This window comes from Rhizobacter sp. P2_H3, from assembly GCF_056403355.1.
Genome location: NZ_JBFUFQ010000008.1, coordinates 1 through 11169, shown reverse-complemented (window position 1 = coordinate 11169; position 11169 = coordinate 1). Strand labels below are relative to the sequence as shown.

Annotated in this window: 11 protein-coding genes, 1 pseudogene and 1 riboswitch; of the genes and pseudogenes, 5 read left to right on the top strand and 7 right to left on the bottom strand. The window is 70.1% G+C overall.

The window, feature by feature from the left end; translation table 11 throughout:
• Positions 1-6 precede the first annotated feature (6 nt).
• Positions 7-1791 carry a pectate lyase gene (locus tag AC1D1T_RS02815; protein WP_465111385.1) on the bottom strand — a complete coding sequence of 595 codons (1785 nt, stop codon included), beginning with the start codon at positions 1789-1791 and terminating at the stop codon, positions 7-9.
• Positions 1792-1996: 205 nt separating this feature from the next.
• Positions 1997-2068, top strand: a riboswitch (SAM riboswitch).
• 52 nt (positions 2069-2120) lie between these two features.
• Between AC1D1T_RS02815 and metX the strand changes: the two genes are divergently transcribed.
• Together metX and metW are read left to right on the top strand one after the other, a co-directional pair.
• Positions 2121-3269 carry a homoserine O-succinyltransferase MetX gene (gene metX, locus AC1D1T_RS02810; protein ID WP_477825019.1) on the top strand — a complete coding sequence of 383 codons (1149 nt, stop codon included), beginning with the start codon at positions 2121-2123 and terminating at the stop codon, positions 3267-3269.
• Positions 3266-3850, top strand: coding sequence for a methionine biosynthesis protein MetW (metW, locus tag AC1D1T_RS02805; RefSeq protein WP_047501437.1), 585 nt, complete (start codon positions 3266-3268; stop codon positions 3848-3850). The genes metX and metW overlap by 4 nt, the downstream gene beginning before the upstream one ends.
• A gap of 27 nt (positions 3851-3877) precedes the next feature.
• Here metW and AC1D1T_RS02800 read toward each other — a convergent pair whose 3' ends face one another.
• The 4 genes and pseudogenes from AC1D1T_RS02800 to AC1D1T_RS02785 all read right to left on the bottom strand — a co-directional run bounded on the left by AC1D1T_RS02800 (position 3878) and on the right by AC1D1T_RS02785 (position 6353).
• Positions 3878-4480 (bottom strand): chalcone isomerase family protein, encoded by a 603-nt coding sequence (locus tag AC1D1T_RS02800; RefSeq protein WP_477825018.1) that lies wholly within the window; start codon positions 4478-4480, stop codon positions 3878-3880.
• A gap of 49 nt (positions 4481-4529) precedes the next feature.
• Positions 4530-4943: an S-adenosylmethionine:tRNA ribosyltransferase-isomerase gene (locus AC1D1T_RS02795; RefSeq protein ID WP_477825017.1), complete on the bottom strand. Its 414-nt coding sequence runs from the start codon at positions 4941-4943 to the stop codon at positions 4530-4532.
• Between the two features lie 163 nt (positions 4944-5106).
• A pseudogene (locus tag AC1D1T_RS02790) lies at positions 5107-5643 on the bottom strand (S-adenosylmethionine:tRNA ribosyltransferase-isomerase); the annotation flags it as partial.
• Complete coding sequence (locus AC1D1T_RS02785; RefSeq protein WP_477825016.1) at positions 5640-6353, bottom strand: SDR family NAD(P)-dependent oxidoreductase; 714 nt, start codon at positions 6351-6353, stop codon at positions 5640-5642. The gene AC1D1T_RS02785 and the pseudogene AC1D1T_RS02790, both read right to left, overlap by 4 nt.
• Before the next feature lie 110 nt (positions 6354-6463).
• Between AC1D1T_RS02785 and AC1D1T_RS02780 the strand changes: the two genes are divergently transcribed.
• Positions 6464-7039 (top strand): helix-turn-helix domain-containing protein, encoded by a 576-nt coding sequence (locus AC1D1T_RS02780; protein ID WP_052211322.1) that lies wholly within the window; start codon positions 6464-6466, stop codon positions 7037-7039.
• Positions 7040-7121: 82 nt separating this feature from the next.
• A complete protein-coding gene (locus AC1D1T_RS02775; protein WP_477825015.1) occupies positions 7122-8084 on the top strand; it encodes an MBL fold metallo-hydrolase in 963 nt (320 codons plus the stop codon).
• 11 nt (positions 8085-8095) lie between these two features.
• Here the strand turns inward: AC1D1T_RS02775 and AC1D1T_RS02770 are convergent, their stop codons facing one another.
• On the bottom strand, positions 8096-8866 hold the full coding sequence (locus tag AC1D1T_RS02770) for a DeoR/GlpR family DNA-binding transcription regulator (RefSeq protein WP_477991347.1): 771 nt from the start codon (positions 8864-8866) through the stop codon (positions 8096-8098).
• Between the two features lie 98 nt (positions 8867-8964).
• On the opposite strand from AC1D1T_RS02770, the gene AC1D1T_RS02765 reads away from it, so the two are divergent.
• A complete protein-coding gene (locus AC1D1T_RS02765; RefSeq protein WP_477825013.1) occupies positions 8965-10143 on the top strand; it encodes an MFS transporter in 1179 nt (392 codons plus the stop codon).
• Here AC1D1T_RS02765 and AC1D1T_RS02760 read toward each other — a convergent pair.
• On the bottom strand, positions 10070-10777 hold the full coding sequence (locus AC1D1T_RS02760) for a TetR family transcriptional regulator (RefSeq protein WP_465111376.1): 708 nt from the start codon (positions 10775-10777) through the stop codon (positions 10070-10072). The two genes, AC1D1T_RS02765 and AC1D1T_RS02760, sit on opposite strands and share 74 nt — an antisense overlap.
• Positions 10778-11169: the final 392 nt, after the last annotated feature.

Below are 11169 nucleotides of genomic sequence, written 5' to 3'. Positions count from 1 at the left end.
GCGTCCTCAGACCACCGGCGACACGAACGCGATCAGCCGCCCGATGCGCCGGATCACGTCCGCCGTCACGATGAACTGCGGCTTGTCGCGCTTCACGTAGGGCGCGATGTCCGGCGGGTTGTCGGCCGGGTACGGCGAGGTGTCGTAGATGTCGCCCACATGCTTGCTGCGGTAGGCGGTGCCGGTGTACGGCGCCGTCGGCCCGTCGCCGCGGTACGGGTTCACCACCTCGGGCACCGGCGCGGTCCAGTAGTTCTTCGTGCCCAGGTCGGCCACCAGCGTGTCGACCTCGGTCTGCGGCACCACCGGCGTCGTCATCTTCGCGCCGCTGAACAGGTCGGGGAAATCGACCTCGCGGATGCCGAAGAACTTCGGCAGCGCCGTCGGCTGCGTCGCCTTCAGCGGCGAGCGTGCCACCAGCTCGGCCACCGCCGCGTCGCTCATGCCGCTGAGATCGTCGTAGCGCTTCTGCAGCCCGGCGATGTCGATCGAGCGGCCCGCCGAGTAATGGCTCAGCGTGTTCGTCAGGTCCTTGTCGGCGAAGTAGGCGCCGTTGTGGATGTTCGAGCCGTAGCGGTGCACGTACAGCGACTCGTTGCTGTCCAGTTCGATGAAAGTCGCGTGCGTGCGGCCGCTCAGCAGCGCGTTGCGCTGGATCGCGTCGGCCGGCAGCGGCACCGTCTTCAACCACGCGATCGCCTCGGGGATGCGCGCGAGGAACTTGCGGTCGCCGGTCAGCGTGAAGTAGTGGAACAGCTGCTGGATGTTGGTCTGCGTGGTGTGCGTGGCCAGCGAGCGCGGCTCGTAGGTGCGCGCCCCGGCGGCGGCGCCGGCCGGGCGGCCGTTCGTCTCGCGCGACAGGTGCTGCAGGCTCCAGCCGGCCTGCGGCGCGGGCTGCTGCATCGCGCGCATGCACTCCATCGCGCGCGTGATGTTGTCCAGCAGGTCGGTGCGGCCGAGCGCCAGCACGCACATCGTCAGGAACTTGATGTTCTCGCCCATCACGTCGTCGTTGAAGGTGACGTGCAGCGTGTAATCGCCATCCTCCATGCCGGCATGCGCGCCGGCCGGGATCTGCTCGGGGTTCGGCTGCGGCATGCTGGCCTTCGATCCAGCGTAGTGCGGGAAGCGCTGCGGCCAGCCGCCATTGGCGATGCCGAGCTCGGCGCCGAACTGGGCCTGTCTTATGAAATCGATTGCACGATTCAGCGGCGTCTCGAAACGGGGATCCTTCTTCTCGAGCCACATGCGCAGCATCAACTGCGACGCCACCGCGGTGCCGGCGTCGTCGAAGGTGGCGTTGCCGTAGTAGTTCTGGAACTCCTCGAGGCGCCAGCCGTTCTTGCCGATGGTCTCGTACCAGTGCTTGAGCGACTCCTCGCCGGCGAAGTCGTGGATGTAGTTCCAGCCGCCCGAGGCGTGCTGGGCCGCGACGACCGCGAGCGCGGTGCGCTCGGCCGCCTGGTAGAAGCGCTCGTCGCCGGTGGCGTGGTACGCGTCGAGGAACACGTTGCCGACCGACGGCGTGCCGGGCGGCTGGATCCAGCACATCGTGCGCTTGGCCTCCATCTCGCCGAAGGTCTGCGTCAGGTCCGGCGAGTACGACCAGACATAGCCGCCGCGGTAGGACACCTCTTCGTCCATGTAGGCCACGGCGCGCTTCAGCGCGTCGACGGCGATGCCCTGGGCGGTGGGCGGGGCCGGCGGCGCGGGCGGGTTGTCGTCTCCGCCACCGCAAGCGGCCAGCGCGACGGGGCTCAGCGTGGCCCCGAGAAAGGTACGTCGTTGCATGTTGTCTGCCTCCTGATGTCATGGGATGACAATCGATTTCATCGAATGTCATCAGTCATCGTACGACTGAGAAATCAACGATTTACTGGGGCTATCCCTGTCAGACTGCACAAAAACGGATGCAAAACACTGACTTCATCCCCAAGAGATACGATGACATGGCCACGGCCTCGCGCCCGGGGCCGACAGGGCCCGGCGCCCTATACTTGCCGCCAGCGCTGATTTGTTCCGGCTTGCGGGCGCTTTAAAAAACCAGCTAAAGAATGGACGCACCCACCGGTGTCCCCCATCTTGGCGGCGCCGGTTTTTCTTTTTGGGTGCGTGTCCACATGAGTTCGCTGGGTGATGTCAAACCGCAGGTGATGCAGTTCACCGAGCCCTTGCCGCTGCGCAGCGGCGCCAGGCTGAGCGACTACACGCTCGTCTACGAGACCTACGGCACGCTGAACGCCGAGCGCAGCAACGCGGTGCTGGTGTGCCATGCGCTGAACGCCTCGCACCACGTCGCCGGCACCCATGCGGGCGAGCCGCGCAGCGAGGGCTGGTGGGACAACCTGATCGGCCCGGGCAAGCCGCTCGACACCGACCGCTTCTTCGTGATCGGCATCAACAACCCCGGCTCGTGCTTCGGCTCGACCGGCCCGATGCATGTCGACCCCGCGACCGGCCGCGTCTACGGCGCCGATTTCCCGGTCGTCACGGTGGAAGACTGGGTCGATGCGCAGGCCCGGCTGCTCGACCGCCTGGGCATCGCCCAGCTGGCCGCGGTGCTCGGCGGCAGCCTCGGCGGCATGCAGGCACTGAGCTGGTCGCTGCGCCACCCGGACCGGCTGCGCCATTGCATCGCGGTGGCGACGGCGCCGAACCTGTCGGCGCAGAACATCGCGTTCAACGAGGTCGCGCGGCGCGCGATCGTCACCGACCCCGAGTTCCACGGCGGCCACTACTACGGCTACCGCGTGGTGCCCAAGCGCGGGCTGCGCGTGGCGCGGATGATCGGCCACATCACCTACCTGAGCGACGACGCGATGGAGGCCAAGTTCGGCCGCGGCCTGAAGGGCGGCGCGCCCGGCTACAGCACGCAGGACATCGAGTTCGAGATCGAGAGCTACCTGCGCCACCAGGGCGACAAGTTCAGCGAGTACTTCGACGCCAACACCTACCTGCTGATCACCCGCGCGCTCGACTACTTCGACCCGGCGCGCGAGCACGGCGGCGACCTGGCCGCGGCCTTCGCCGGCGCGCGCTGCAAGTTCCAGCTGGTGAGCTTCACGACCGACTGGCGCTTCTCGCCGGAGCGCTCGCGCGAGATCGTGCGCGCGCTGCTCGACAACCGCCTGGACGTGAGCTATGCCGAGATCGACGCACCGCACGGGCACGACGCGTTCTTGCTCGACGATGCGCGGTACCACGGCGTGCTGCGGGCGCGCTTCGACAACATCGCCAAGGAATTCGCTGGCGTGGGAGCCGTGGCATGAGTGATCGCAAGGACATCGAACTCATCGCCGAGATGGTGCCGAAGGGCTCGCGCGTGCTCGACCTCGGCTGCGGCAACGGCGAACTGCTCGCCCACCTGCGCGACCACCGCCAGTGCAGCGGCTACGGCATCGAGATCTCGGACGCCAACGTGCTGTCGTGCACGCAGCGCGGCGTCAACGTGATCCAGCTGAACCTCGAGGAAGGCCTCTCGATGTTCGAGGACCGCAGCTTCGACGTCGTGCTGCAACTCGACACGCTGCAGCACCTGCGCAACACCGAGCGCATGCTGCTCGAGACGGCGCGCGTCGGCCGCGTGGGCATCGTCAGCTTCCCGAACTTCGCGCACTGGGCGAACCGGCTGCGCATCGCGAGCGGGCGCATGCCGGTCACGAAGGCGCTGCCCTACGAGTGGTACGACACGCCGAACATCCGCGTCGGCACGTACGCGGATTTCGAGGTGCTGGCGCGCAAGAGCGGGCTGCAGATCCTCGATTCGTTCGGCATCCAGAACGGCACGGTGCGCCGCCGCCGGCCGAACCTGACCGCGAGCGTCGCGGTGTTCAAGTTCGAGAAGACCTGACGCGCCGCTGGCCGCAGCGCCCTGTTCCTATTCCTTGTCGCGCCCCAGCAGCGCGGCCTTCAGCAGGTGGTCGGCCGGCGCATCGCCGACCCAGATCTTCAGCACCATCGCGAAGAACTCCGCGTCGCCCACCGGCTCGCCCTGCGGCTGGCCCATGATGTAGAAGGTGGTGCCCTTGCCCGGCACGAACTCCATCGCGAAGGTCTCGCCCGCGGCCATCTTCGAGCGGCCGGAGAAGATCTCGATCAGCCGGGTCGCCGACAAGGTGTGCTTCTGCACCATCTCCTTCGGCGAGTTCTCCGACATGCCCTTGATGAACAGCCGGCCCAGGTCGGTGCCCGGCAGGTCGCGCAGCGCGGTGAACTGCAGCCGCTTCGGGCCCGGCAGCGCCAGCAGCTCCTCGGGCGTGCCGACCTTCCTGCTGGTGTACAGCCCGAGGTCGTAGACCTTGAAGATGGCCTTGAAGCGCGTGCCCGCGCCGTTCAGCAGCAGCGGCGTGCCCTGCACCTGCAGCATCGGCTCGAACTTGGTCGTCGTCGAAGCGGCCTGGGCGGCCCCGGCGATCAAGGCCAGCCCGAGCGTCAGGGCGGCAGCGGTGGTACAGAACGCGGGGGTGCGAATCGGGGTCATGCGTCTCCTCGGAACCATCTGTTTGTTGGATGGCGCCGATTATTCGGGCTTATGCCGGCCGCAACAAGCCGGCGAACCCGGGCTGGTCGATGGATCGCACGATCGTTCGTGAACCCTGGCGCGGTGATCTTTGGGGACGGCGGGCGTTTTCGATCAGCACCGAATCGCCGAACTCGTGCGTGCGATAGCCGTGCGCCGCCAGCGCCGCGTCCGCGCGGCGCAGCACCGACGCATCGACGAAGGCCTGCAACAGTGCATGGTGGCTGCTGCCCGGCTCGTGCGTGCCGCTGACGATCGCGTCGACCACCTGCAGCCGGCTGGCCGGCCCGATCCTTTGGTTCGCCAGGCCTTCGCCGGCGCGCAACGGCCCGGCCTGCGCGGCATGCTCCAGCGCCCGCGTGACGGTGGTGCCGAGCGCGACGACACGCCCGCCGCTGCGCCGGGTGTCGGCGATGGCCTGCACGGTCGCGGCCGGCAGGTGGTACGGCTCGTCGAACGGCAGCCGCGCATCGAGCGCCGCATCGCCGGTCGACGACAGGCCGGCCGCGTGCGTCAGCGTCGCGAAGCCGCTCGCGCAGCGCGTGCAGCATCTGCCAGTCGAGCAGGAAGCCGGCCGACGGCGGCTCGAACGCGACCGGCAGCGCCGCGACGCGCGTCCACACGTCCCACAGTGCGAGCGGCTGCGGCACATGGGCGTACTGGATCGGCCGGCCGTGGCGCGCGATGCCGGCCCAGATGCCGTCGGCGTCGCCGTCGAAACGCAGCTCGATGAGCCGCGCGTGGTCGAGCAGCCGCGCGACCGTCGCCGCCAGCGGGCCGAGCTGCAGCCGGTCGCCGGGGTGCAAGGCCGGCGGCGCGGGGCGGTCTTCGGTGCGCGCGCGGAAGTCGCCGGCACCGAAGACGACCGCGGTGAAGGTGTGCACCGCATCCACCCGCAGCGAAGCCCGCCCGGCCAGCCGCACCTCGATCGGCGCGCCGGTGGGCAGGTGCGTGCCGTGCAGGCTGGCCGGCAGCGTCGCCGCATCGTTGGCCACCAGCAGGTCGCCGGGGCGCAGCCAGCGGGCGAGGTGTGACCGTTCGGCGTGGTGCAGCTCGCCGTGGCGGTCGATCACCAGCAGGCGTGCGTCGCGCGGGCGCTGGGCCGGAAGGTGGGCGGCTTTCATGCGAACTCCGCGTGCGCGACGGTGTTGGCGATCAGCGCGACGATCGGCCGCGCGGCATCGGCCGGCCGCTGCAGCGTCGCCGGGTCGGCATCGGGCACGGCGAGCGCATGCAGCGGCGTGTCCATGTCGCCGGGGTCGACCGAGAACACGCGCACGCCGTGCTCGCGCAGCTCGGCATCCCAGATGCGGCTCAGGTGGTGCAGCGCCGCCTTGCTGGCCCCGTAGGCGCCCCAGCCGGGATAGGGCGTGACAGCGGCGTCACTGCTGATGTTGATCACCAGCGAGGGCGCTCCGGTGCGCGCCGACGCGGCCAGCGCGCCGAGCAGCGCCTTGCCGAGGCGGAACGGGCCGAGCACGTTGGCGGCGAGCGCGGCCTCCAGGTCCTCGCACTCGGTGTCGGCGAGCAGCGCGAGCGGCACCGGGCCGAGGCTCGACGCGTTGTTGACCAGCACGTCCAGCCCGCCGAGCGCGGCGCCGACCTGCAGCGCGATCGGGTGGATGTCGTCGCGGCGCGCGATGTCGCCGACGATGCCGCGCGTGCCGGGCAGGTCCTGCGCGAGCCGGCGCACGCGGGCCGCATCGCGGGCGATGAAGGCGACGCGTGCGCCGCGCGCCGACAGCGCCTGCACCAGCGCGAGGCCGAGGCCCGAGGTGCCGCCGGTGATCGCCACGCGCAGGCCGGCCAGCGGATCGTCTCGAAGGGTTTTCATGGGGAGGCTCCGTGAAGTGATGGCCTCACGATAGGGAGCGTCATGCGCATCGCCCAGCGCGCGGACTGCTGCATTGGCGAAGCGTCCGTTCCGTCGACAATGCGGGCCTGATGAGCGAACCCACCGCCAGCCACCTGGCCCGCAACCTGCTGAGCCTGCGCCACACCCGCGGGCTGACGCAGGACGCCCTCGCGAAATCGGCCGCGCTGCCGCGTTCGACGATCGCGACGCTGGAGTCCGGCGACGGCAACCCGTCGCTGTCGGTGCTGGTGAAGGTGGCCGGCGCGCTCGGCGTGCCGATCGACGAGCTGCTTGCGTCGCCGCGTGCGATGGTCCGGCACTGGCCGGCCGACGAGATCGCGCTGCGCAGCCGCCCGGCCGGCAAGGGGCGCGGCGTCACGCTGCGCGTGCTGATTCCCGAATCGGTGCCCGACGAGATGATGGAGGTGATGGACTTCGAGCCCGGCGCGGTGATGGGCGGCACGCCGCACCTGCCGGGCACGCGCGAGTTCTTCACCTGCCTGGACGGCCGCGTGAACCTGATGGTGGCCGGCGAGCGCTACACGCTGGCCGAGGGCGAGGTGCTGGCCTTCCCCGGCAACCTGCCGCACTCGTACCAGAACGCCGATGCGCTGCAGCCGGCGCGCGGCATTTCACTGGTCGTCCTCGCGAAGGCCGGTGTGTAGGAACGCTGCCCCTCTGCGCGGTGGGGATTGCAGCGCGCCCCTATGCTTGCGCCCGCAATTCCGCACCCGAGGAGAAATTCGAATGACATTCACGCCCTGGATTCGCAACGGCCTGGCCGCGCTGGTCGGCTCATGGGTGCTCGCCACCGCCGCTCAGGCCGGCGCGCCGCAGCTCAAGACGCAAGCGCCCGGCTACTACCGGATGATGCTCGGCGACTTCGAGGTGACCGCACTGTTCGACGGCACGCTCGACCTGCAGCCCAAGCAGCTGCTGACCAACACGACGCAGAAGGACGTCGGCAAGCTGCTCGACAAGTCGTTCCAGAAGGACACCGTGCAGACCTCGGTCAACGGCTACCTGATCAACACCGGCAGCAAGCTGGTGCTGGTCGACACCGGTGCCGCCGGCCTGTTCGGCCCGACGGCCGGCAACCTGCTGGCCAACCTGAAAGCCTCCGGCTACCAGCCCGAGCAGGTCGACGAGATCTACATCACCCACATGCACCCCGACCACGTCGGCGGCCTGCTGGCCGATGGCAAGCCGGCGTTCCCGAACGCCATCGTGCGTGCCGACCAGCATGACGCCGACTTCTGGCTGAGCCAGGCCACGATGGAGAAGGCCCCGAAGGAGGTGCAAGGCTTCTTCCAGGGCGCGATGGCCTCGCTGAACCCGTACGTCGCCGCCGGCAAGTTCAAGCCGTTCGACGGCGAGGCCGAACTGGTGCCGGGCGTGCGCTCGTTCGCCGCGCGCGGCCACACGCCGGGCCACTCGATCTACGCGGTCGAGTCCAAGGGCCAGAAGCTGGTGCTGTGGGGCGACCTGATGCACGTGGCCGCGGTGCAGTTCCCGCAGCCGCAGGTCACGATCTCGTTCGACAGCGATTCGAAGTCGGCCGCGATCCAGCGCAAGAAGGCCTATGCCGACGCAGCCAAGGGCGGCTTCCTGGTGGCCGGTGCCCACCTGCCGTTCCCGGGCATCGGGCACATCCGCGCCGAAGGCCGCGGCTACGTGTGGGTGCCGGTGGACTATCAGCAGATCCGTTGAACGCCCGTTGATCAGTCGGGTGCCACGTGCACCCGCACCCCCAGCGCCTGGACCTCGGGCCAGGCGCGGTCGCTGACCAGCGTGTGCACCTCGCGCCACCGGCCGACCACGAACGGCGACACGTTGTTCTGCTTCGAGTGATCGGCCAGCACCATCGTGCGGGCCGCGGCGCCGATCATCGCGCGCTTGGTCGCCGCGTCGGCCTCGTCGGTGACGGTGATGCCCATCGCGAGGTCGACCRAGCAGGCCCCCGGCACCGCCCAGTCGGCGCGGCACTGCTGCAGCATCTCGCGCGCCGCCGGCCCCCACAGCGCCCGCGCCTGCGCGTGCCAGGTGCCGCCGGTCAGCACCAGCTGCACGCCGGGGTCGCGGTCGAACAGCGCCGCCACGTCGAGCGAGTTCGTGATCACCGTGACCGGCCGCACCGTCAGCGCGCGCGCCAGGCCCAGCGAGGTCGAACCGGCATCGATGATCACCGTCTGGCCCGGCTCGATCAGCGCGGCACCGGCCCGGCCGATCGCCTGCTTCGCATCCGCCATCACATCCGCGCGCCCCGCGAAATCGAGCCGCGCCGTGTCCAGCGACACCGCGCCGCCATGCGTCTTGTGCAGCGCGCCCTGCGCCTGCAGGTCGAGCAGGTCGCGGCGGATCGTGTGCTCGGACACGCCCATCATCCGAGCAAGGTCGAGCACCTCCACGCGCCCCTTCTCGCGCAGCAGCTTCAGCGTGCGGGCGCGGCGTTCTTCGCCGAACCACGGAGGGGCAGGTGTCTTGCGGACCATCGTGGCGCGAATTCTAGCTTGCCCGGCCCCGCCGACTGCTCTAATATGCTCGAACTTGATCGAATTCGCTCAAGCATGCCCACGCCTTCGGAGCCGCCATGTCTTCCTCTCCCACCGCCTCGCGCGCCGAACACATCGCGATGGCCGCCGTGTTCTTCGCCAACGGCGCCGGCTTCGCGAGCTGGGTTTCGCGCATCCCCGCGGTGCGCGATGCGCTGAGCCTGAGCGAGGGCCAGCTCGGCATGGCACTGCTGGCGATGGGGGCCGGCGCGCTGGTGTCGTTCCAGCTGGCCGGGCGCGGCATCGGCCAGCTCGGCGCGCGCGGGCTGACGCTCGCGACCGGCTTCATCTACTGCTTCCTGCTGCCGCACCCGGTGCTGGTCGGCTCGCTGCTGCCGCTCGCCCTCACGCTGTTCCTGCTCGGCGCGGCCAACGGCGCGATGGACGTCGCGATGAACGCGCTGGCGGTCGAGGTCGAGGCGCGCCGCGGCAAGCCGATCATGTCGGGCCTGCACGGGCTGTGGAGCGCCGGCGGCCTGTGCGGCGCAGCGCTCGGCGGCACGATGGCGCACCACGACATCGCGCCGGGGCTGCACATCGGCGTGGTCGCGGCCGTGCTGGCGGGGGTGCTGCTGGTGGCGATGCGCTGGCTGCAGTCCACGCCGCCGAAGCCGGCCGAGGCGGCGCCGCATTTCGCGCTGCCCGAGCCGGGCATGGGCGGCCTCGGCGCGATCGTCTTCTGCGCCTTCCTGATCGAAGGCGGCATGGCCGACTGGAGCGCGGTCTACGTGAAGGACGGCCTCGGCCTGAGCGCCGCGCTCGGCGCCTTCGGCTATGCCGCGTTCGCCTGCGCGATGATGGGCCTGCGGCTGGCCGGCGACCGGCTGATGGCGGTGTGGCGCGCCTCCACGCTGCTGCGCGCCGGCAATGCCGCGGCCGCGCTGCTGTTCGCCACCGCGCTGATCACGCAGAGCGCCGGCCTGACGCTCGCGGCCTTCGTCGCGGTCGGGCTCGGCGTCGCGACGGTCGCGCCGCTGGTCTTCGGCACCGCCGCACGCCGCGCGCGCCGCGGCCCGGGCCAAGGCATCGCGGCGATGGCCACGCTCGGCTACGGCGGCTTCCTGCTCGGGCCGCCGCTGATCGGCTGGCTCGCGCAACTGACGAGCCTGCGCTTCGCGCTGCTGGTACTGGCCGGCCTGGCCGCTACGATCGCGCTGCTCGCCCAGCACCTCGACGAGCCCCGGCCGGCGCCGGGGACGAACCCGGCACGGGCGTGATGGCCGGCGGCGCGGGCGGCACCGGCGCCATGCCCGCCAGATAGCCTTCGAGCACCTGCCGTCCGACCCGCACCAGGTCGAACGAGTCCGGCTCCAGCAGCCAGGTGCGGATCAAGCCGTCGATCACCGCATGCAGGCCGATCGCCACCGTGCGGGCCGGCGCGCGCAGCACGATCTGGCCGCGCTGGACCGCCCGCTTCAGCGCGCTCTCCACGTGCGCCAGCATGTCGGCATGCACCTGGCGGTGCCGCTCCCACACCTTGTCGAGCTCGTCGACGTACTCGACCTTGTTGGTCGCGATGTCGAACACGCGCCGCACCTGCGGGTCATGCACCGTCTTGCGCAGGGCATCGACAAAGCTTTCCAGAATGTGATCCACTGGCGCGTCCACATGCGGGTCGGCGCTCGCGTGGACCATCTGCTCCATCGGCAGCGTCACGCGCAGCAGCATCGCGTTGAAGAGGTCGCCCTTGTCCTTGAAGTGCCAGTAGATGGCACCGCGGGTCAGCCCGGCCGCCAGCGCGATGTCGTTGAGCGACGTGCGCGACACGCCACGCTCCTGGAACACCAGCTCGGCGGTGTCCAGGATGTGGCTGCGGGTGGCCAGGGCCTCTTCTTTCGTTCGTCGCGCCATCGCGTGGCGACTCCTCGGTGAGCGGTGCCGGTAAGCACTCGGTAAGTGCGCCGCCGGTACCGTGCAGGTCAATGGGTAAATGGACGGTTTACATTCAGTCGTGTATGTATACTAACCCGCATCGTCGACCCGTCCGGCCGGGTTTTCCACCCGGCCTTGCGCTTTGTCGGCTTTCCCCCAGCTCATCAGGCGCCCGCGGCGGGCGCAGCATCCGGAAGGGATTTGCATGTCTGCGTTGAAGAACGTCGCGGCGGAAAGTGCTGCTGTTGTTTCCCCGGTTCGTGGCGCGCTGAAAGCGCTCCCGCTGGCGGTCGTCGTCGCGCTGCTCGTGGCCTGCGGCGCCAAGGACGGCGCGGCCGGTGGCGGCGCTGCCGCGGCGGGCGGGGCCGGCG

Excerpts from the sequence above, each read along its gene's own strand:
- AC1D1T_RS02815 (WP_465111385.1), bottom strand. The coding sequence starts at position 1,791 with ATGCAACGACGTACCTTTCTCGGGGCCACGCTGAGCCCCGTCGCGCTG.
- metX (WP_477825019.1), top strand. The coding sequence starts at position 2,121 with ATGAGTTCGCTGGGTGATGTCAAACCGCAGGTGATGCAGTTCACCGAG.
- metW (WP_047501437.1), top strand. The coding sequence starts at position 3,266 with ATGAGTGATCGCAAGGACATCGAACTCATCGCCGAGATGGTGCCGAAG.
- AC1D1T_RS02800 (WP_477825018.1), bottom strand. The coding sequence starts at position 4,480 with ATGACCCCGATTCGCACCCCCGCGTTCTGTACCACCGCTGCCGCCCTG.
- AC1D1T_RS02785 (WP_477825016.1), bottom strand. The coding sequence starts at position 6,353 with ATGAAAACCCTTCGAGACGATCCGCTGGCCGGCCTGCGCGTGGCGATC.
- AC1D1T_RS02780 (WP_052211322.1), top strand. The coding sequence starts at position 6,464 with ATGAGCGAACCCACCGCCAGCCACCTGGCCCGCAACCTGCTGAGCCTG.
- AC1D1T_RS02775 (WP_477825015.1), top strand. The coding sequence starts at position 7,122 with ATGACATTCACGCCCTGGATTCGCAACGGCCTGGCCGCGCTGGTCGGC.
- AC1D1T_RS02765 (WP_477825013.1), top strand. The coding sequence starts at position 8,965 with ATGTCTTCCTCTCCCACCGCCTCGCGCGCCGAACACATCGCGATGGCC.
- AC1D1T_RS02760 (WP_465111376.1), bottom strand. The coding sequence starts at position 10,777 with ATGGCGCGACGAACGAAAGAAGAGGCCCTGGCCACCCGCAGCCACATC.